Genomic DNA, 20,843 nt, shown 5'->3' on the forward strand with positions numbered 1-20,843 from the left:
TCAGGGGTTTTCTTCATTTGGTGCTGTGCTAAGGTAGCGCCATCATTGCCCCAGAGAAGGAATTGCCCATGGATGCCCTCACCCTGTTGCTCAACCGCCACTCCTGTGGCCGCCTGACCACACCCGCCCCCAGTGGTGAGGTGCTCGACAATATTTTGAAGGCGGGCCTGCGTGCGCCGGATCACGGCACCCTGACCCCTTGGCAGTTCATTCTGTTTGAAGGAGAGGGGCGCGAGCGGCTGGGCAAGCTGTTGGCGGACGCCGCCCGTGCCCGTGGCGAAGATGAAGAGAGCATCAAAAAGTGCAGCGAAGCGCCACTGCGGGCGCCCTTGGTCGTCGCCGTGGCAACCCGTTATCAGGATCACCCCAAGGTGCCGAAACTGGAGCAGGAGCTCTCTGCCGGTTGTGCCCTGATGGCGATGCAGATGGCGGCGCAGGCACAGGGCTTCAACGGTATCTGGCGCTCCGGCTGGTTTATCTTCGATGAGCAGATCAACAAGGGATTGGGGCTGGCGGCAGAGGATCAACTGGTGGGTTTCCTCTATCTCGGTACTCCCATGCTGGAAGCACGTAAACTGCGCGAACTGCCGCTCGATGAGTTTGTCCGCCGTTTCTGACTTTTCGGCCATGTCGCGGTTGAGAGAAGCAAAGCCTCGAGAAATCGGGGCTTTTCTGTTTAACCGTGAATAGTAACCAGAGAAATTGGGGAAAATAAATGGGTCAAAGAGGCTTCGCGCGCCCTAGCAGGTAATTATTTAAATAGTGCGATGTACCTCGCAATCCTGTTGTATTTCACTATGTAAAACGTTTGCGCATTCGCTAATATCTCCCTGCCAGTTTAGAAGGGCACTCCTTCTAATTTTTCTGCGATGAGAGTCGCAATTCCGTAGCACCTTTTAACAGCCCAACGTCTTCGTGACATTGGGCTTTATTTTTTTATGGGGTGTCGGGGCTGTTGTGAGTTGATGGCGGTATCGGCATACAACCCGGTTGGCTGCCTTATGCTCTGTTTTTGGCTGGCAGGATCCGGGCCGGATTGCCGACTACCCGAGCACCGGCCGGTACATCTTTGGTGACTACGGCGCCCGCGCCGACGATCGCCTCCCGCCCTATGGTGATGCCGGGCAGCAAGATGGCGCCGCCCCCAATCCAGACCTTGTCTTCAATGGTGACCGGCAGCGCCGTCTCTGTGCCCTGAATCCTTTCGTCGGCCTCCAGTGCATGGGCTGCGGTATAGACCTGCACGTTTGGCCCAATCATCACATGGGCGCCGATGCGAATGGGGGCATTGTCCAGCAGGGTCGCCCCCATATTGATGTAGGAGTCCTTACCAAGCTGAATATGACGGCCATAGGTGCAGTAGAGGGGTGGGCAGATAAAGGCGTTCTCTGCCAATTCGCCAATCAGCTCCGCCAGTAGTGCCCGCTGCTCAGCCTCATCTTCCGCCTGATTGAAACGGCGATAGCGCTGGGCCGCCTCCCGGCGCAACTGGGCCAGCTCGGGTGCCATGCAGTTGTACGGTTGGCTGCTGATCATCTTCTGGTATTCGATCATGAAGGTTGCTTTCCTTTATCTGCCAGGGATTTGGATATTGGCGCCAATACGGCAGAAGTAACGTGATCATCCACCCGATATGGGCAGAACCAGGTTGGCAGGTCTGCCTTCGGCAAAGGCCAGCACATTCTCGAACGCCACGCGAAAGTAGAGTTCGTAGCTGTTTTGCTCCACATAGCCGAGATGAGGCGTCGCCAATACGTTGGGCAGACGCAGCAGGGGCTCGCTTCCCTGTGTCGCCGGCTCGATGTCAAATACATCGAGCGCGGCCCGTTTCCCAGGATGGGTACTTAGCTCTGCATAGAGGGCGCCCGGCTCGATAAGTTCGGCACGGCTGGTATTGACCAGCAGAGAGTCAACTTTCATGCGGGCCAGATCTGCGCGGGTAACAGCGCCGCAGGTTGCCTCGCTTAGGCGCAGATGCAGCGTGAGGATATCGGCTTGACTGAAGAGAGCCTCCTTGCTGGAGGCGCAGGCATAGCCATCCAGCTCGGCCTGCCTGCGCGAAGCCTCACTGCCCCATATCAGTACTGACATGCCAAATGCCTTGCCATAGCGGGCGATCCGCTGGCCTATCTTGCCGTAGCCCCAGATGCCGAGCGTCAGTCCATGCAGCGTGCGTCCCAAACCGAGGTCACCAGATTGCTGCCATTGGCCTTGGCTTAACGCCTGGCTGTAAGCAGGTATATGGCGGGAGGCTGCCATGATGAGCGCCCAGCAGAGCTCGGCGGGAGCAATAGGGCTGCCGATCCCTTCTGCCACGGCAACGCCGTACTGCTGGCATAGTGCCGGGTCGATATGCTGGCTGACTTTGCCGGTCTGGCTGATGAGTTTAAGGGTGGGAAGCTGTATCAACAGCTGTTCGTCGATGCGGGTACGCTCGCGGATGAGCACCAGTGCTTCCATTCCTTCCAGCAGGGCGGCAAGGCGCGTTGGATCTGGTTCGCTCTGGTTGAGGATTGTGACGTCATGACCCGCCAGCAGGGCAAAGCAGGGGAGGTGGCGCACCTGATCCTGATAGTCATCCAGAATGGCAATCCGCATAAGAAATCCTTCTCGCTTACGTTGGCTCGGACCGCTATCTTACCGGAATAAATGCATCTGTTGTTTTCAAATGAACACAGTCAGAAGGGAGTGCAATCAAGCCCATGTCCACGGACCGGGAATAGCCCGGCAGGCCAAAACAATCAGGGCCCCCGAACGGGAGCCCTGATGGCATGAGGTTGGCGTCTATGTTGCCCGCGCTTAGCCGTGCTTGCGGCCGGAGAGGCGGCACCACTCCTCCTTGACTGCGGTCGGGTCCATCTCGAACCACTGGCCGTAGATAGTTTCCAGCTCCGGGGCCTGGCTCTCCAGCACGCCGGAGAGGGCCATCAGGCTGCCCGCTTTGCCGTGGCCGGCGATCAGCGGAGCCAGTTCGCGCAGCGGGCCGGCCAGGATGTTGGCGACCACTACGTCCGCTTCGACGTCTTGCGGCTGGTCGGCTGGCAGATAGAGCTCAATCTGGTCGGCGACACCGTTGCGCGCGGCGTTGTCGCGGCTGGCCTGAATGGCCTGCGGGTCGATGTCGATGCCGATGACGCGGGCAGCACCCAGTTTCAGGGCGGCGATGCCGAGAATGCCGGAGCCGCAACCAAAGTCGACCACGGTTTTACCGGTCAGATCGAGGCCGTCCAGCCACTGCAGGCAAAGGGCGGTGGTGGGGTGGGTACCGGTACCGAAGGCCAGACCCGGATCCAGCATGACGTTGACTGCATCGGGGTTCGGCACATCGCGCCAGCTCGGGCAGATCCAGAGGCGCTCGCCAAACTGCATGGGGTGGAAGTGATCCATCCACTCTCGCACCCAGTCCTTGTCTTCCAGCTGCTCGACCTTGTAGCCGACATTTTCGCCGAAGATCTGCTGGAAGAAGGCGATAGTGGGGGCCGGATCGGTTTCGGCATCGAACAGCCCCATCACTTCGGTCTCACCCCAGAGCGGGGTTTCACCGGGCATGGGTTCATAGACGGGCACATCCTTGGCATCCATAAAGGTCACCGCCTGGGCTCCACGCCCCAGCAGCATGTTGCTCACCTTGTCTGCGGTCTTGGCAGTGGCGTTGATTCGAATTTGTATCCAGGGCATGGCGTCGACTCTTCATAAATGTGAAACCGCGAGATTCTACCATCATGGGGCAGTGCTGTCGTGGTTTGCCCATGACGTGGAGGGATTCGGGGGCTTTTGCCGGATTGGCACGGTTCCTGTATTGCTCTATGCAGGCGAAGACGACCGGTTTTCGCTGAACGCTTTGCTCAAGTTCCGTCATCTTTCACTGCCACCCTCGGGTGGCATTTTTTTATCTGCACTTGTTTGCCTGGTAAACAGTCTGCCAGACAAAAAAAGAGCAAGGTCGGCACCTTGCTCAAGGACGGGCTGACGCCGTTTTGGCGCATTCATGCTGCTGTTGGCATGCCAGATGCAAAGACTAATATGTCCTGCATAAGGATATGTGTGTGATTGTTACCCCAATGTTCAGGTATTCAGGCCATTTCTCGCGAAATGGCCTCTTTTTTGGCTGATTGTCGGACGTTGGCCTGCCACAGGCTGTCATGAGTGCCGCTGATTGTGCCCGTTTGGGGCATCTCCTTGGTGAACTTATCCCATCATGGTGCGTTGGAGGGCTTAGTTGGCAAAGCCGCTCATGTCGATCACCAGTTTGCCCACCATGCGTCCCGCTTCCACTTCTGCGTGGGCCTGAGCCAGCGTGACCGGGGTCAGTGAGGGGATGGTTCTGGTCAGGGTGGTCTGCAATACCCCTTCATCGACCAGTGCCGCCACCCGGCCGAGCAAGCGGTGCTGCTCGATCATGTCAGGCGTCTGGAACAGGGAGCGGGTGAACATGAACTCCTGGCTGAAGGTGACGCTCTTGCTCTTGAGCAGGGAGAGATCCCACGGCTCGCTCGATTCGGCGATGGTGCAGATATGGCCAAACGGGCGGATCAGCCCTGCCATGGTGGCCCAGTGCTCGGCGGTGGCGTTGGTGCAGAAGATGGCATCGACCTGAGTGATGCCAAGGGTGGTCAGCTCCTCCTGCAACTTGTGGTGGTTCACAACCTGATGGGCGCCCATTTCGAGGCACCACTCGCGGCTCTCGGGGCGGGAGGCGGTAGCAATCACCTCCATGCCGGTGAGCTGGCGGGCCAGCTGGATGGCGATGGAGCCCACGCCACCGGCGCCGCCGATGATCAGCAGTTTGCCACGGCTTTCGCGGGTAAGAGCGAAGCGCTCGAACAGGGTTTCCCAAGCGGTGATGGCGGTGAGCGGCAGGGCGGCGGCCTCCACATCGCTCAAGCTGGTGGGGGCGATCGCGGCGATGCGCTCATCCACCAGTTGCAGGGCGCTGTTGCTGCCGGGGCGGCTGATATCACCGGCATACCAGACCCGGTCGCCCGCCTTGAACAGGGTGACTTCGCTGCCGGTGGCGATCACTTCCCCCACCGCATCCCAGCCCAGTACCCGGGGCGAGCTTTCAATTTTTGCCTTGGGCGAGCGCACCTTGGTATCCACCGGATTGACGGAGGTGGCGGTGACCCGCACCAGCAGATCCCGCGGGCCCGGAACCGGATCGGGCAGGTTGGCGGCGATGAAGCAGTCGGGGTGGTCGCTTGGCAAATAGTGAGTCAGGGCAATGGCTTTCATGGTTTTTCCTTTCAAATCGCTGTGTTCGGGATTGCCACTCACTCTAGTCTGGTTGATTATCAAGATTAAGATGGGTAATCGGTAAAGACTGTTTGAATATATGAACAATGTCGATCTCGAGTTGATGGGACTGTTTGCCACCGTGGTGGAGCAGGGGAGCTTTACCCGGGCCGCCGAGCTGCTCGGTATGCCCAAGTCGTCGGTGAGCCAGAAGATCTCGCGGCTCGAATCCCAGCTCGGGGTGCGGCTGTTGCAGCGTACCACTCGCAGGTTGAGCCTGACCCCGCAGGGGGAGCTCTATGTGGAGCACTGTCAGGGGCTGCTGGCACTGGCCCGCAGCGCCAATCTGGCGATGGCACGGCTGCGCTCGGCCCCGGCGGGGCGGGTGCGGATCACTGCCCCCGAGGCGACCGGCACCCTGCTGCTTGGCCGGATCCTCGCCGAGTTTCGCGCCCTCTATCCCGAGGTGGTGCTGGAGCTGACCCTGAGCGACGATCAGCTCGATCTGGTGGGGGAAGGTTATGATTTGGCGCTGCGGGCGGCGCCGCTGAAAGACTCCAGCCTTATCTGTCGGCGTATCGGTCAGGTGGCGCGTCATCTGGTGGCAGCGCCCGCCTATCTGGCGGCCCACGGCATGCCACAACAGTTGAGCGAGCTGGGCCGTTATGCCTGTCTGGTGCACTCGGCCATGCCGGTGTGGCCATTGCAGGAGGGTGGCTGGCGGCCGCAGGGGGCCTGTGTCAGCAACAGCTTGCTGGCGCTGCGGGAGATGGCGCTTCATGACGGGGGGATTGCCCTGTTGCCCCACCATGTCTGTGAAGGGGATTTGGCGGCGGGGCGGCTGCAGAAGGTGTTGCCGGATCAGCCCATTCCGGCCAACCCGTTCTACCTAATCTATCCGAGTCGTGAGCATCTGGCCCCCGCCCTGCGCACCCTGATGGATTTCGTGGCCGAGCGGTTGCCGTTCGCCTGAGTTACCAGCTGCTCTGGCTGGCCGACTCCTGATTGGGTTTGAGGCCAAGGGGGACCGACTGGCGCTCCGCCAGCATGCGGATCTGCCCTTCAATCAGGCTGGCGCTGGGGCCCAGCACCAGCACCAGCTGGTGCTCGTTGAGCTGGATCCAGGAGAGGCAGCCCAGGCCCAGCAGGCGAGATTCATCCACCAGTGAAATATCGCGCACCCGCAGGCTGAGGCGGGTGATACAGACACTCATCGCCACCAGATTGTCCATCCCGCCCAGCACCTTGAGGTACTGGATCGCCAGCATCTGCGGGTCTGAGGGGGCAACGCTGGCAAGGCGCGGATGCTCCACCGCGATGGGCTTGCTCGGCATGCTGAGGGGGGCGCGCTCCAGCAGTTGGTAAAAGAGCAGGGTGTAGGCGACGAAAAACAGGATACCGACCGGAATGAGCCAGAAGCTGTGCTCCCCAGCCTGATAGCTCAGCACCAGATCCAGCAGACCGGCGGAGAAGTAACTGCCCACCTTGATCCCCAGCCCGCTACAGACAGCGAGCGATAGCCCGGTCAGCAGGGCGTGGGCGAGAAATAGCCAGGGGGCGGTAAAGGCGAACAGAAATTCGATAGGCTCTGTGATACCCACCAGTGCCGAGGTGAGCGCCAGGGTGAGCAGCAGCCCGCCCTGTGGCAGCCGCTGCATCCGCTGGCGGTGCAGCCAGATGGCAAAACAGGCGCCCGGCAGGCCGAACATGATGATGGGGTAAAGACCGGCCACATACCCTTCATGAAGGGGCTGGGCGGTGGCCAGCGCCTGCAGGTTGCTCTCGCCAAGGCCGATGACGCTGCCCAATACCTGATGCAGCCCGAGCGGGATCAGCAGTCGGTTGAGGGTGCCGTAGCAGAAGGCGCCAAACGGCGTGGTGAGCAGCTCGGAGGTGAGCAGGGTCAGCCCGCGCTCCAGCGGCGGCCATAGCAGCGAGAGGGGGATGGCAATCAGCAGACAGGCCAAGGCCGACACCAGCAGGCTGGGAAACTCCCCCTTGGCGATCTGCAGCCAGCGGGGCAGGGTTTGCTGGTGTACCCAGGGGTAGATGATGGCGGTGGTGAGCCCCGCCAGCAGGCCGCAGATCATGTCGGCGTGCAGGTTGGGGGCCAGCGTATTGAAGGCGGTGCTGAGCAGCAGGAAGTTGACCGCACCCGCCAGCGTCTGTCCGCCCAGCTCTTGCCGACTCAGGCCAAAGGCGATCGCCACCGCATAGATAAGCGGCATCTGGCTGAAGATCGCCTGACCGGTGAGGGAGAGCACCGCCAAATCGAGCACGTCGGGTTGACCAAGCCGGTATATCAGCGCCGCCATCGGCAGGATGGAGACGGGCAGCAGCAGGGCATAACCGAGCCGCTGCAGGGCTTGAGTAACGACTTGTCGAGTGGCTTTAACGGGCATACAGCGGCTACGTTCTGTGACTTGGCGCACAGTTTAACCGGAAAACACCTATTTGGGGATAGTTTTGGAACCCCTAATTTATATTTTTATTATTTCTGCCCGAAAAGCTCGCGCACTTCCCGCGATGGCGGTGCCGTCCGCAGGCTGACCGTGATAAAGACCACCAGCGCCAGCGTGAGGCTTGGCACGATGGCGTGCAGGCCAGCCAGCTTGATCCCCCACTGACTGAGTACCCCATAGCAGACGATGCCGCTGACCATGCTGGCCAGCGCGCCCGGGCCGTTGGCCCGTGACCAGTAGAGACCGAGCACCAGCGGCCAGAGGAACACCGCCTGCAGACCGCCAAAGGCGAGCAGGTTGAGCCAGATGATCATCTCGGGGGGCTGCAACGCCGCCAGCAGCACCAGGCTGCCCAAGATCAGGGTGCAGAGCAGCGAGAGGCGGGGGATGCGCACCTCCAGCTTCTCCTGCTTTGGATTGAGATAGTTGAGGTAGAGATCTTTCACCAGAGTGGCGGAAGCCTGGATCAGCTGGGAGTCGATGGTGGACATGATGGCCGCCATCGGCGCCGCCAGAAAGACCCCGGCCAGCCAGGGGGGCAGCACTTCCATCATCAGGGAGGGCATGATCTTGTCCGGGCTGTCCATGCCCGGCAGGATGGCGCGGCCAAGGGCACCCGCCAGATGCATGCCAAACATCAGCAGGGCGCTGACCACTGTGCCGATCAGAATGCCGCGATGGAGCGCCTTGCTGTCGCGATAACCAAAGCAGCGCAGCGCCGAGTGGGGCAGTCCCACCACCCCGACACAGACCAGGATCCAGAAGCTCAGCATAAAGGGCTGGGTCAACATGTCGCCGGCCCCCTGCGGGCTCACCAGTTTGGGGTCGATCTCCCTGAGCTGGTGGATGAGGTTCGGCAGGCCGTCACCGGCAATCAGAATCCCCGCCAGCAGGGCCCCGGTGCCGATCAGCATGATGATCCCCTGCAGGGCATCGGTCATCACCACGGCGCGAAAACCGCCGATGATGGTGTAGAGCAGTACGCAGCTGGCAAACAGCATCAACCCCTGCTGGTAGGAGAGGCCGGTGGCGGTCTCCAGCAGGCGAGCGCCGCCGATAAACTGCACCACCATGGTCGCGATAAAGGCGAGGATGATAGTAATGGAGCCGAGGATCACCACCGCCTTGCTCTGGTAGCGGGCCCACAGCATGTCGTTGATGGTCACCGCATTGACCCGGCGGGCGATGATGGCGAACTTCTTGCCAAGCACCCCCAGAGTGAGCCAGACGGTGGGCAGCTGGATCATCGCCAGCAACACCCAGCCCAGACCAATCTTGTAGGCCGCGCCCGGTCCGCCGATAAAGGAGGAGGCCGAGGTGTAGGTAGCCACTAGCGTCATCGCCAGCACCAGCCCGCCCATGCTGCGGTTGCCGATGAAGTACTCCTGCACGAAGTTGCCTTCTGCGCGATGGCGGCTGGCCCAGAAACCCACCCCCAGCACCAGCACCAGATAGATGACGAGCGGCAGCATCAACTCAAGATTCATGGGATGACTCCTTGCCGGAAGGGGAGTGGGTATCGAGGGGGATCTCCACAAACAGCCGGTTCACCATCAGGGCGCAGAGCAGAATGAACAGCAGCGGCATCACCATGCAACTGAGCAGGAACCACAGCGGCAGCCCCCACAACTCCAGCTGGAGCGGGATAAAATAGGCGGTGCCATACCAGGCAAAGAAGTAGAACAGGGTCAGCAGCAGGCAGAAAGCTGCTTCCCGGCGGGCGAGAGCAAAACGGTTCACCTTGGCCTCCGACAAATTTGAGGGGCGCAAGGATAACAAAAAAGGGCCATGTCGCCATGGCCCTTTTTCAGCAGAGGCTCCTTGCGGAGCAGACTTCCATCGGAAGTCCGGTCTCTATCAGCGATCCTTACAGACCCAACTTCTTGTGCAGATAGTGGATATTGGTGCCACCGTGCTGGAAGTTTTCGTCTTTCATGATCTCTTTTTGCAGCGGTACGTTGGTCTTGATCCCTTCCACCACCAGCTCGTCCAGCGCATGGCGCATGCGGGCGATGGCAATGTCACGATTCTCGCCGTAGCAGATCAGCTTGCCGATCATTGAATCGTAGTGGGGCGGTACCTTGTAACCGGCATAAATGTGGGAGTCCCAACGCACGCCCAGACCACCCGGCGCGTGGAAGCGCTGAACCAGACCCGGAGAGGGCATGAAGGTGGCCGGATCTTCGGCGTTAATCCGGCACTCGATGGCATGGCCACGGATGCGGATATCCTGCTGGGTGATCGACAGGGGCTGACCGGCGGCGATGCGCAGTTGCTCCTTGATGAGATCGATACCGGTGACCATCTCGGTGACCGGATGCTCAACCTGAATACGGGTGTTCATCTCGATGAAATAGAACTCGCCGTTCTCGTACAGGAACTCGAAAGTACCCGCGCCGCGGTAGCCGATCTCTATACAGGCGCGCACACAGCGCTCGCCGATGAACTTGCGCATTTCGGCGGTGATGCCGGGTGCCGGCGCCTCTTCCACCACTTTCTGGTGGCGACGCTGCATGGAGCAGTCACGCTCGCCCAGATAGAGGGCGTTGCCCTGGCCGTCTGCCAACACCTGAATTTCGATGTGGCGCGGGTTTTCCAGGTACTTCTCCATGTAAACCATGTCGTTCTTGAAGAACTGGCCTGCTTCGGATTTGGTCAGGGCGATGGCGCCCGCCAGTTCCGCTTCATTGCGCACCACGCGCATACCGCGACCACCACCGCCACCGGCGGCCTTGATGATCACCGGATAGCCGATGCGCTTGGCAATGGCGGCGTTGTGCTTGGCGTCGTTGTCGACGGGGCCGTCAGAGCCCGGTACACACGGTACGCCCGCTTTCTTCATCGCTTCGATGGCGGAGACCTTGTCACCCATCAGGCGAATGGTCTCGGCGCGCGGGCCGATGAAGATGAAGCCGGATTTTTCGACCACTTCGGCGAAATCGGCGTTCTCGGAGAGGAAGCCGTAACCCGGGTGGATGGCCACGGCACCGGTTACCTCGGCTGCGGCGATGATGGCCGGGACGTTGAGGTAGGATTCAGTACTGGCCGGTCTGCCGATACAGATGGATTCGTCGGCCAGCAGCACATGTTTGAGCTCCCGGTCGGCGGTGGAGTGAACGGCCACTGTCTTGATCCCGAGCTCTTTACAGGCGCGCAGGATCCGCAGGGCAATTTCACCGCGGTTGGCGATGACTACTTTGTCCAACATGGGTGGCGATTTCCCTTATTCGATGATGAACAGCGGCTCGTCAAATTCGACGGCCTGACCATTTTCAACCAGGATCGCTTTGATCACACCGGCCTTGTCAGACTCGATTTGGTTCATCATTTTCATGGCTTCGACGATGCACAGGGTGTCGCCGACATTGACTTGCTGACCCACTTCCGCGAACGGCTTGGCATCCGGGCTGGAGGAGCGGTAGAAGGAGCCAACCATCGGGGAGCGCATCAGGTGACCGCTCGGGGCGGCATCTGCGGCCGGTGCGGCGGCAACCGGGGCGGCAGCGGCAGGTGCGGCAACCGGAGCGGCTTGCTGCATCATCATCTGCGGCATGGCGGTGGTCACCTGACCGGAGAAGTTGCGGCTGATGCGAACGGACTCTTCACCTTCGGAGATCTCCAGTTCGGCGATGCCGGACTCTTCAACCAGTTCAATCAGCTTCTTGATTTTGCGGATATCCATTAGCATTCTCTTTCTTCTTTATCTGATCAGTGATTATCAAGCCGCGCGCAGATGGTGCACGGCCGCGGTTAAAGCGAATTGGTAGCCATCGGCCCCCAGACCACAAATGACCCCTTTGGCGACATCAGACAGATAGGAGTGATGACGGAACGGCTCCCTGGCATGGACGTTTGACAGGTGAACCTCGATAAAAGGGATGGCGACACCCAGCAGCGCATCGCGAATGGCGACGCTGGTGTGGGTGAAGGCGGCTGGATTGATGATGATAAAATCCACCTGGCCCATGGCCTGATGGATGCGGCCGACCAACTCATGTTCGGCATTGGATTGCAGATGTTCCAGAGTGACACCGAGTTCGCTGGCGTTAAGCTTCAGATCGGCGACGATCTCATCAAGCGTCTTGCTGCCGTAGATACCCGGTTCCCGTTTGCCCAGCAGATTCAGGTTTGGTCCGTTGAGCAGGAGAATTCGGTGATTTTGCGACATATTGAGTACATCCTCGATGATAATGCTGCTATCTATCAGCTATCTTGTGGACTACCAGAAATCTAGCCATTTTCTGCGCAAATCGGTGTGCCCTGGCACACAGATTTCGCAATTATATTGATTTCGTGAAAATTAGCAGCATTTTACTGGTCTAATCTCTACATCTGGCTATTTATTGCACGTTTCGACCTGAGATACTTCGTCGCCGCCACCTTGCTGTTTGCTGGCAGATAAGAAACGACAAAGCCGGCACAGGGCCGGCTTTGTTGAGCAACAAACGAAGCGGGATCAGGCTGCTTCCGACTTCTCGCGGATGAGTTTGTCTACTACCCCCGGATCCGCCAGGGTGGAGATATCCCCCAGGCTGTCGGTCTCGCCGGTGGCGATCTTGCGCAAGATGCGGCGCATGATCTTGCCGGAACGGGTCTTCGGCAGCCCCTCCGCCCAGTGAATGACATCCGGAGTGGCGATGGCGCCAATCTCCTTGCGCACCCACTCCTTCACCTCTTTATGCAGCTCGCGGCTTGGCTCTTCCCCGGCGATCAGGGTGACATAGGCATAGATGCCCTGACCCTTGATCTCGTGAGGAACCCCCACCACCGCGGCTTCAGCGATCTTGGGATGGGCCACCAGCGCCGATTCAATTTCGGCGGTACCCATGCGGTGGCCGGAGACGTTCAGTACATCATCCACCCGACCGGTAATCCAGTAGTAGCCGTCCTCGTCGCGACGGGCACCGTCGCCGGTGAAGTAGCGGCCCGGGAAGGTGGAGAAGTAGGTCTGCTCGAACCGCTCGTGATCGCCGAATACGGTGCGCATCTGACCCGGCCAGGAGTCGGTGATCACCAGATTGCCCTCGGTGGCCCCCTCCAGCGGCTCGCCCATGTTGTCGACCAGCGCCGGTTGCACCCCGAAGAAGGGACGAGTCGCCGAGCCCGGTTTCAGGTCGGTGACGCCGGGCAGCGGCGTAATCAGGATGCCGCCGGTCTCGGTTTGCCACCAGGTATCGACAATGGGGCAGCGCTCATCACCAATGGTGCGGTAGTACCACTCCCAGGCTTCCGGGTTGATGGGTTCACCCACCGAACCCATGATGCGCAGGCTCTGGCGTGACGTGCCGGTGACCGCTTCGTTACCCTTGGCCATCAGGGCGCGGATGGCGGTAGGGGCGGTATAGAGGATGGTGACCTGGTGCTTGTCCACCACCTGACTCATGCGGTTGGTGGCAGGGTAATTGGGCACCCCTTCGAACATGATGGTGGTGGCACCGTTGGCAAGCGGCCCGTATACCAGATAGGAGTGACCAGTGACCCAGCCCACATCGGCGGTACACCAGTAGATATCCTCTTCGTGGTAGTCGAACACATATTTGAAGGTGAGACTGGCATAAACCAGATAGCCGCCGGTAGTGTGCAGCACCCCTTTGGGTTTGCCGGTGGAGCCGGAGGTATAGAGGATAAAGAGCGGATCTTCGGCGTTCATCGCCTCGGGCGGGCAGTCGCTGCTGACGGCGGCGGTCGCTTCATGCCACCAGATGTCGCGGTGGTTGTGCCAGGCGACATTGCCGCCGGTGCGCTTGAGCACGATCACCTTGTTGACCTGGGTATCCGGGTTGGTGAGCGCTTCATCCACATTCTTCTTCAGCGGCACCGGACGGCCACCACGCAGCCCCTCGTCGGCGGTGATCACGATGCGCGAGCCCGAGTCGATGATGCGGCCGGCCAGCGCTTCTGGCGAGAAGCCGCCGAATACGATGCTGTGTACCGCGCCGATGCGGGTACAGGCCAGCATGGCGATGGCGGCTTCGGGCACCATGGGCATATAGAGGCAGACCACGTCGCCGCGGTGAACCCCTTGTGCTTTCAAGACGTTGGCAAACTTGCACACTTCGCTGTGCAACTCGCGGTAGGTGAGTTTGCGATCTTCGGCAGGGTTGTCCCCTTCCCAGATGATGGCGACCTTGTCACCTCGTTCGGCGAGATGGCGATCGAGACAGTTGGCCGAGACGTTGAGCTGGCCATCTTCAAACCATTTGATGGAGACATGGCCCGGATCGTAGGAGGTGTTCTTGACCTTGGTATAGGGTTTCATCCAGTCGAGAATTTTTCCCTGCTCTCCCCAGAAGGTATCGGGATCCTCGACGGAGGCCTGATACATGGCGGCGTAGTCGCCCTTGTCGAGCAGTGCATTGCTGCTGATGTGGGGTTTGACCGGGTAGACCTTGCTCTCGCTCATCACTCACTCCTTTGAATAGATCTTTTAATGGTTTCTTAACAACTTATACCTTTGGTTGCGGGGGGCAATTAGACTTTTGGATAGGCGGCAACAGTTGGTTACAGGACAAAGGGTGACAATTAATTGGTGGTTGAGTAAAAGGGGGCCGTGTCGATTAATTGGAGGTCATGATGTTTTCTCTGTTGCTCTGTGCATCCCTTTGGCAGTTTGATGCGCCAGTGCCCGCTGGCGAACCTCCGAAAGAGTTTGCGATCACCCATCAGGAGGCCTCACCTGCGCTGCGGGATCGGGTGGCTGATCAGCTTGGTCATGCATGGCAGGCCAAAGAGCCCGGAACCAGACTCACCTTCAGCGAGCCAGCTCCCCGTTATGCTGGCGAATCACCGCTGACGCGCATGCTCAATGATCGTGATGATGGTTGGGAATCCCGCTTGCAGATTGAGTGGTAATCCGGTCGGCAGCCAGGAGGCGGATGCCTCCCGGCTGGTGATGATGATTGCCTGCCGCTATGAGACGTAGCGTTGATGCAGGCGATCTCCCATATGTTCTACATGCAGTGGTTTGCTGAACAGATAGCCCTGTCCTTCGCCGCAGTTGAGTGATTGCAAGAAGGCGTGTTGTGCCTTGGTTTCAATCCCTTCGGCGGTGACCTCCATATCCAGGCTGTCGGCCAGATTGATGATGGTGCGGCAGAGCTCCCGACTGTTCTTGTCTTCCGGTAATGCCTGCACAAACGCCCGGTCGATCTTGATGCGATCGATCGGCAGGGTCTTGAGCAGACTCAGTGACGAGAAGCCGGTACCAAAGTCATCGATGGCAATCTGCACGCCGAGATTTTTCAGGCGGGTAAAGAGATCCAGACTCTGTTCGACCCGCTGGATGATGCTCTCTGTCACTTCGATCTCCAGCCGCTCTGGCGGAAATCCGGTCTCGGCCAGGATGGCGGCGACCCGTTCAACATAGCCCGGGGAGCGCATCTCCCGCACCGACACATTGACCGACAAGCGGGGCACCGGCAGTCCGGCGGCCAGCCAGTTTTGTCCCTGCTCGCAGGCGTTGCGCATCACCCATTCCCCAATTTTCTCTATCAGGCCGCACTCCTCTGCCACCGGAATAAAACGGGTCGGCGCTATCATTCCCTCATTGGGATGCTGCCAGCGCAGCAGGGCTTCCAGTCCACTCAGGTGGCCGCTGGCCAGATTGGTCATGGGTTGATAGAAGATGCAGAGCTGTTCGAGCTCCAGGGCCTTGAGCAGGCCCTGCTCAATCTGCATCCGCTCGCGGGCTCGAGCCGCCATGCAGGGGGTGTAGAACTGGAATCCGTTGCGCCCCTGACTTTTCGCCTCGTACATGGCGCTGTCGGCGGCGCTGACCAGGGTTTCCGGACTGTCTGCATGATCCGGATAGATGGCAATACCGATACTTGCCGAGATCGCCACTAGCTCATGGGCCAGCTCAACCGGTTCACGCAACACGGTCAGCAGGGTATTGGCCAGGGTCGCCAGCTCGTCAGGCTCCTCCAGATAGGGGATCAGCACCAGAAACTCGTCTCCCCCGAGGCGGGTCGCCAGATCGTTGTGTTGCAGGCAGCCGCGGATCCGCTCTGCCAGCCGCTTGAGCAGCTCATCGCCAACCCCGTGGCCCAGGCTGTCGTTGATCAGCTTGAAGCCATCCAGATCGATAAAGAGCAGCCCCAACCGTTTGCGATTGAGCTGCGCGGTTTTCAGCTCCAGGGCCAGCCGCTCCTGCAACAGATGACGATTGCCCAGCTCGGTCAGGGGATCGTGATAGGCAAGGTGGTTCAGCTCGGCCTCCACCTTGCGAATGGCGCTGATGTCGGAAAGGGCGATCACATAGTGAGTAGTGTTGTTGAAGTTGTCATAGACAGCGCTGATCTGCTGCCAGGAGGAGAAGTAGCTGCCATCCTTGCGCAGACAAACCATCTCGCCATGCCAGGCGTTGTTGCCGGGGCGCAGGTGATACCAGGGATAGTCGAGGTCAGTGTAGCGCCTGGGATGCATGATGATATCCGGGGTACGGCCTATCACCTCCTCGGCATTGTATTGGGTCAGCATGGTGAAGGCCGGGTTGACCGACAGAATATGGTGCTCGCTGTCGAGGATGATGATCCCCTCGGCCGTGGTATCGAATACCACGTTGGCCTGATGGAGCCGCTCCTCCTGACGGCGGCGGGCGGTAGCATTGTGAATGACCCCCATGACCCGGTGGCCGACCGACTCGGTGGCGGGGACATGGTCGGCATGAATATCGACCCAGTGGCGCTCGTTGAGAGCGGTGAGGTAGCTCAGGGTGAGATGGATGGGGTCATGACTTTGCAGGGCAGTCTTGAGCTGGCTGCCGGATTCCGGTTCAAAACAGTCGACGAACGCTTGCAGCCCGCCGTGGAATTGGTTGGCCTCAATGCCCAGCAGCGGCTCAATCTGGCCGTCGAACAGTAATCTGTCCTCCGCCACGTGCCACTCCCACACCCCGATTTGGGCCGCTCGCATTGCCAGTTGCAGCCGTTGCTCGGTTTCGTACTGCTCGGTGATGTCCCGCACGATGGCGAGGATACCGTTCAGCTCCCCCTTCTCATCACGCATCGGGCTGTAGGTGGCCTGAAAACGGCGGGAGCTGCTGTCGTACGCCGCGGTTTGGCCCGTGATGGCGATATCCACGTAGGGCAGGCCGCTGCGCATGATCTGCTGAAACATAGGCTCCAGGGTCGGTGCCAGCTTGGGAACCACCTCTCTGAGGTGCTTGCCCTGATGCTCCTCGATGCTTTTGCCATTGATGTCGGCCAGCACCTGATTGACTTTACGGTAGCGAAATTCGCAGTCAAAGACGCCGATGCCCAGAGGGGCATTATCCATCAGCTGTTCCAGGACGGTGTGATCTGACAGCTGGGTCAACATTGCCTCGGTGTCGGCGTTGAAAAGCTTCCCATCCATGATGACCTCGGCATTGATTGTTTTATCACTTGCATCAGTTGTCAGTATGGCACGAACTGTTTGGCCGGGAGTCAAGCGGAGTTATCTGGTTGTTTTGACGGCAAGAATAGGCAGAAAAACCTGATAAAAAGGATGGAAAAAGGGGGCGAGTGGTTATCCCTTCTGGCGACCAAACGCCTGAATGCCGCGCACCAGTACGAGCCAGCCGAGCAGATGGAACGGGAGGGCAAGCAGATAGAGCAGCAGGAAGTGCGACTCGCTGCCGCTGCTGTTGATGAAGTCTATCCAGGCGGCCAGTAGCGCCAGCATGCCGGCAATCTGGAAGCGGCGGCGCAACACCACCTCGACGCCGAGATTGGCAAGGTAGAGGGTGAGCAGGATGCCGGCAAAGCCGGTGAGCTGGGCGGTGCCGTAGAGCTCGCGATCAGGGTTGAACAGCAGCGCGATCAGGGGAGTAATGCCCTGATCCAGCGGGATCAGGGCCAGCAGCCAGCATGCAATCAGAAGCAGGGCTGTCTTCATCGCGGGCTCAGTCGGCGGACGGTGCCGGTTTGACCAGAGAGAGGTAGTTGGCATCCATCTTGAGGAAGACCCCCAGCAGACGGGCACTGGCGCCGTAGAAGCCAAACCGGTCGGCGGCGCGACAGGCGCTTTCGAACTTGGTGAACCAGCCCAGCAGATGACCGTGCAGCAGCGCTTCCTGCTCGTCGAGCCAGCGTTCCCGCTCGGCCGCGCTCTTGGCTTCCGCCGCGCGGATGATGAGATTGCCCATCAGATCCAGCTCGATGGCCAGATGGTCGGCAGGCTCTTTGTATTTATCGCTGACATTGATGCCGAGGCGATCGAGGCGGGCCTGCATCTCGGCCATCGGGGCCTGCATCAGTAGCTTGGCACCGCCGCGGTAGAGCGATTCATAGGGCAGGGCGCCCTGTTTGGGATCCACCAGAAACAGGCCGGCGAAGTCGGCGGCGAGTTCCAGCTGGCGATCCGGGCGCACCAGCAGGCGGGCGATGGCATCGTTGAGCTCGGCCACGGCTTCGCGCATCGGATCCAGGGTGGAGAGGCTTTTCAGGAAGCTTCGCACATCATAGGTGTCATATTCGGCGATCTGCTCATCACTGAGTTCGGCGGCGAACAGGGTGGAGAACCACCAGTAGAGTTCGGCCCGGCGTTCGCTGGTAGCCATAAATTCCTGCATTTTTCCTCCGTGGATGGCAATCAGGAGCCTTGATGGCTCCCGATTCTAACGACTTTAAAAATAAAGGAAACTCAAGGGGGCGCTTTCGTCCCCCAGGGGTCAGAGTGCCGGGAACATGGGGTCGATGCCCTTGGCCGATTCCGGCGCGCCGAAGGCAGTGACGGCGGGCGCCTGTCCGCGGAACTTCTCGATCTCCACCAGCGCGGTATGGGCCGTGGTGGCCTGCGCCAGGCTGGAGGAGCCGATGTCGGCGGTCAGCACGTTTGGATCGCCGTAGGTACAGAGAGTCCCGACCTTGCCACCCTCTTGCGGGCCATACCAGGCTCCTTCCTGAATGCGCACCACGCCGGGGGCGTAGTCATCGCTCACCACCAGACCGGCCAATACCTGACCGCGACCGTTGAACACCCGCACCAGATCGCCGTCCTTGAGGCCGCGGGATTTGGCATCCTGCGGATTCATATAGACAGGTTCGCGACCCTGCACTGTGTAGGTGGCGCGATAGTTGTCGGAGGAGCAGAGCTGGCTGTGCAGCCGCTTGTCCGGGTGGCAGGATTGCAGGTGCAGCGGGTACTGTTTGCTGCCCGGCCCGCCGTGAGAGCGCTCGTAGGGTTCGATCCAGACCGGGTGGCCCGGGCAATCCCCATAGCCGTAGTCGGCAATGGTCTTGGAGTAGATCTCGATAAGGCCAGACGGGGTACCGAGGGGTTCCAGATCCGGCTCCTGACGGAACGACTCGTGGCGCACCCAGGGTTGGCCCGCCGGGAAAGTGACGAAGCCCTCGCCGTGCCAGAACTGGCTGAAACGGGGCAGACGAATGCCGATGCCGCGACCCTGCAGGCGGGCGTCGTCATAGATGCTCTGGATCCACTCCAGCTTGCTCTTGCCGCCGGTGAACTCGGCCTCACGACCGAAGCGACGGCAGAGATCGGCGAAGATGTCGTAGTCATCCCGCGCCTCGAACAGCGGCTCTACCACCTTGTACATGGCCAGAATGCCCGCGTTGGAGTGGGAGCCCCACTGCTCGATGTCATCCCGCTCATAGGTGGTGGTGGCGGGCAGCACGATATCGGCGAAGCGGCAGCTGGCGGTCCACTGGTGATCGATGCTGACCACGGTTTCCAGCTTGCGCCAGGCCGCGACCATCTTGTTGCGATCCTGCTGGTGGTGGAACGGGTTGTTGCCGCAGAACACCGCCATCTTCATGTGGGGGTAGGTGATGGTCTGGCCGTTGAAGGCGATCTGCTTGCCCGGATTGAGGATGCAGTCGACGAAACGGGCCACCGGAATGTATTTGGAGTAGCCCTTCCAGTCGCCGTCATGGAGTGGTTTAACGCCGGGGATGACCGAACTGAAACCTGACATAATGGGGCCGCTGGAGGTGATGGTGCCCGCCCCGTTGTAGTGCCAGCCAAAGCCGTAACCGCCACCTGGTAGGCCGATCTGGCCAAGCATGGAGGCCAGAACCACCAGCATCCAGGCGTACTGTTCGCCGTGGTGCATGCGCTGCACACACCAGCCGCCGATAAGCTGGGTGCGGCCGCTGCTCATGGCGCGGGCCAGCTCGCGGATGGTCTCGGCAGGGACGCCACAGATGGCGGCGGCCCACTCGGCATCCTTCACCTGACCATCGCTGGTGCCCAGCAGGTAGGGCAGGAACTTGTCAAAGCCTGTGGTGTAGTTCTTCAGGAACGCTTCGTCGTGGCGCTTCTCGCTGTAGAGGGTGTGGGCGATGCCCAGCATCAGCGGTACGTCGGTCTGCGGATTCAGGGTCACCTGATCGCAATTGAGGTACTTCTGGGTCTTGGATTTGACCGGGTCGACACTGATCACCCGGATCTCGCCTTTGGCCACCTTCTCTTTCAGCTGTGCCCAGTAGTCGTAGACGCTGTGATCCGGCACCAGCCAGCCCACCTGCAGGTTCTTGATGGGATCGGAGCCCCAGATAACGATGGTTTTGCTGTGCTCCAGCACCAGCGGCCAGGAGGTCTGCTGTTCATACACCTCCATGGCGCCCGCCACGTGGGGCAGGATCACTTGGGCGGCACCGGTGGAGTAGTCACCGGCCTTGGCCAGATAGGTGCCGTGCAGGTTCATGGCGCGCCCCAGCATGGCACCTGCGGAGTGCAGCTTGCCCACTGACTGCCAGCCGGAGTGGCCGGCATAGAGGGCGCTCGGGCCATAGGTCTTCTGCACCCGCTCCAGCTCGTGATAGAAGAAGTCCAGCGCCTGAGACCAGGTCACCCGCACGAAGCGGTTCTGGCCGCGTTCGCTGGTGTCGGACTGGTGGCCCTTGCGTAGCCAGTCCAGTCGCACCATGGGGTAGCGGATGCGGGAGGGGTTGTAGACCACTTCACTCAAGGCCTTGAGCATGTCGGTGGGGTGCTTGTCGTGCTCGAACGGCAGGGTCTCGACCCAGCGGCCATCGACCACCCGGGCACGGAAGGCGCCCCAGTGGGAGCCGGACTGCACCAGCTTGTCGCCGGACTCGGCGGCCATCACGGCGCGGCCGAGCAGGGAGGGGCCGATCAGGGCAGAGGCACCGCTGGCCAGCAAGCCACCCAGAAAACCACGACGGGAAATATTGATCATCTTGT

General features: G+C 60.3%; 18 protein-coding genes. 3 read left to right on the top strand and 15 right to left on the bottom strand.

From position 1 onward, the window contains the following. Window positions 1–68: 68 nt before the first annotated feature. Window positions 69–617 (top strand): NAD(P)H nitroreductase, encoded by a 549-nt coding sequence (locus OKB77_RS00420; RefSeq protein WP_199415953.1) that lies wholly within the window; start codon window positions 69–71, stop codon window positions 615–617. A 382-nt stretch (window positions 618–999) separates the two neighbouring features. Here OKB77_RS00420 and OKB77_RS00425 read toward each other — a convergent pair whose 3' ends face one another. The 4 genes from OKB77_RS00425 to OKB77_RS00440 form a co-directional block, all read right to left on the bottom strand. Beyond that, complete coding sequence (locus OKB77_RS00425; RefSeq protein ID WP_265776135.1) at window positions 1,000–1,554, bottom strand: sugar O-acetyltransferase; 555 nt, start codon at window positions 1,552–1,554, stop codon at window positions 1,000–1,002. 66 nt (window positions 1,555–1,620) lie between these two features. Continuing rightward, a complete protein-coding gene (locus tag OKB77_RS00430; RefSeq protein WP_270816796.1) occupies window positions 1,621–2,598 on the bottom strand; it encodes a D-2-hydroxyacid dehydrogenase family protein in 978 nt (325 codons plus the stop codon). Window positions 2,599–2,799: 201 nt separating this feature from the next. Next, on the bottom strand, window positions 2,800–3,678 hold the full coding sequence (gene prmA / locus OKB77_RS00435; RefSeq protein ID WP_005338919.1) for a 50S ribosomal protein L11 methyltransferase: 879 nt from the start codon (window positions 3,676–3,678) through the stop codon (window positions 2,800–2,802). A 537-nt stretch (window positions 3,679–4,215) separates the two neighbouring features. Next, the gene (locus OKB77_RS00440) at window positions 4,216–5,232 is read right to left on the bottom strand and encodes a zinc-binding alcohol dehydrogenase family protein (protein ID WP_265776133.1); all 1,017 of its coding nucleotides are present in this window, start codon (window positions 5,230–5,232) and stop codon (window positions 4,216–4,218) included. Between the two features lie 100 nt (window positions 5,233–5,332). On the opposite strand from OKB77_RS00440, the gene OKB77_RS00445 reads away from it, so the two are divergent. Continuing rightward, entirely contained in the window at window positions 5,333–6,205 is an 873-nt protein-coding gene (locus OKB77_RS00445; protein ID WP_162504381.1) for a LysR family transcriptional regulator, read from the top strand. A gap of 1 nt (window position 6,206) precedes the next feature. Here the strand turns inward: OKB77_RS00445 and OKB77_RS00450 are convergent, their stop codons facing one another. The 7 genes from OKB77_RS00450 to acs form a co-directional block, all read right to left on the bottom strand. Next, window positions 6,207–7,634 carry a PTS transporter subunit EIIC gene (locus OKB77_RS00450; protein ID WP_167570464.1) on the bottom strand — a complete coding sequence of 476 codons (1,428 nt, stop codon included), beginning with the start codon at window positions 7,632–7,634 and terminating at the stop codon, window positions 6,207–6,209. A gap of 89 nt (window positions 7,635–7,723) precedes the next feature. Beyond that, on the bottom strand, window positions 7,724–9,181 hold the full coding sequence (gene panF / locus OKB77_RS00455; protein WP_199415957.1) for a sodium/pantothenate symporter: 1,458 nt from the start codon (window positions 9,179–9,181) through the stop codon (window positions 7,724–7,726). Next, the gene (locus OKB77_RS00460; protein ID WP_005349483.1) at window positions 9,171–9,434 is read right to left on the bottom strand and encodes a YhdT family protein; all 264 of its coding nucleotides are present in this window, start codon (window positions 9,432–9,434) and stop codon (window positions 9,171–9,173) included. The genes panF and OKB77_RS00460 overlap by 11 nt, the downstream gene beginning before the upstream one ends. A 127-nt stretch (window positions 9,435–9,561) precedes the next feature. After that, entirely contained in the window at window positions 9,562–10,902 is a 1,341-nt protein-coding gene (gene accC, locus OKB77_RS00465; RefSeq protein ID WP_005338910.1) for an acetyl-CoA carboxylase biotin carboxylase subunit, read from the bottom strand. A 15-nt stretch (window positions 10,903–10,917) separates the two neighbouring features. After that, window positions 10,918–11,376: an acetyl-CoA carboxylase biotin carboxyl carrier protein gene (gene accB / locus OKB77_RS00470; RefSeq protein WP_005338908.1), complete on the bottom strand. Its 459-nt coding sequence runs from the start codon at window positions 11,374–11,376 to the stop codon at window positions 10,918–10,920. 36 nt (window positions 11,377–11,412) lie between these two features. Continuing rightward, entirely contained in the window at window positions 11,413–11,862 is a 450-nt protein-coding gene (gene aroQ / locus OKB77_RS00475; protein ID WP_005338907.1) for a type II 3-dehydroquinate dehydratase, read from the bottom strand. 288 nt (window positions 11,863–12,150) lie between these two features. After that, on the bottom strand, window positions 12,151–14,097 hold the full coding sequence (gene acs / locus OKB77_RS00480) for an acetate--CoA ligase (protein WP_139439974.1): 1,947 nt from the start codon (window positions 14,095–14,097) through the stop codon (window positions 12,151–12,153). A 167-nt stretch (window positions 14,098–14,264) separates the two neighbouring features. Between acs and OKB77_RS00485 the strand changes: the two genes are divergently transcribed. Next, entirely contained in the window at window positions 14,265–14,546 is a 282-nt protein-coding gene (locus tag OKB77_RS00485) for a hypothetical protein (RefSeq protein ID WP_225315392.1), read from the top strand. A 57-nt stretch (window positions 14,547–14,603) separates the two neighbouring features. Here the strand turns inward: OKB77_RS00485 and OKB77_RS00490 are convergent, their stop codons facing one another. The 4 genes from OKB77_RS00490 to torA all read right to left on the bottom strand — a co-directional run bounded on the left by OKB77_RS00490 (window position 14,604) and on the right by torA (window position 20,838). Continuing rightward, window positions 14,604–17,048 carry a sensor domain-containing protein gene (locus OKB77_RS00490; RefSeq protein WP_443111788.1) on the bottom strand — a complete coding sequence of 815 codons (2,445 nt, stop codon included), beginning with the start codon at window positions 17,046–17,048 and terminating at the stop codon, window positions 14,604–14,606. 153 nt (window positions 17,049–17,201) lie between these two features. After that, entirely contained in the window at window positions 17,202–17,570 is a 369-nt protein-coding gene (locus OKB77_RS00495; RefSeq protein ID WP_005349490.1) for a hypothetical protein, read from the bottom strand. Window positions 17,571–17,577: 7 nt separating this feature from the next. Next, window positions 17,578–18,246, bottom strand: a complete 669-nt coding sequence (gene torD / locus OKB77_RS00500) for a molecular chaperone TorD (protein ID WP_128836391.1) — start codon at window positions 18,244–18,246, stop codon at window positions 17,578–17,580. Between the two features lie 99 nt (window positions 18,247–18,345). Beyond that, window positions 18,346–20,838: a trimethylamine-N-oxide reductase TorA gene (gene torA, locus OKB77_RS00505; protein ID WP_005338899.1), complete on the bottom strand. Its 2,493-nt coding sequence runs from the start codon at window positions 20,836–20,838 to the stop codon at window positions 18,346–18,348. Window positions 20,839–20,843: the final 5 nt, after the last annotated feature.

Origin of the sequence: Aeromonas sp. Y318-3 (genome assembly GCF_027706185.1) — a bacterium.
In the GTDB taxonomy this organism is placed as follows: domain Bacteria; phylum Pseudomonadota; class Gammaproteobacteria; order Enterobacterales; family Aeromonadaceae; genus Aeromonas; species Aeromonas veronii.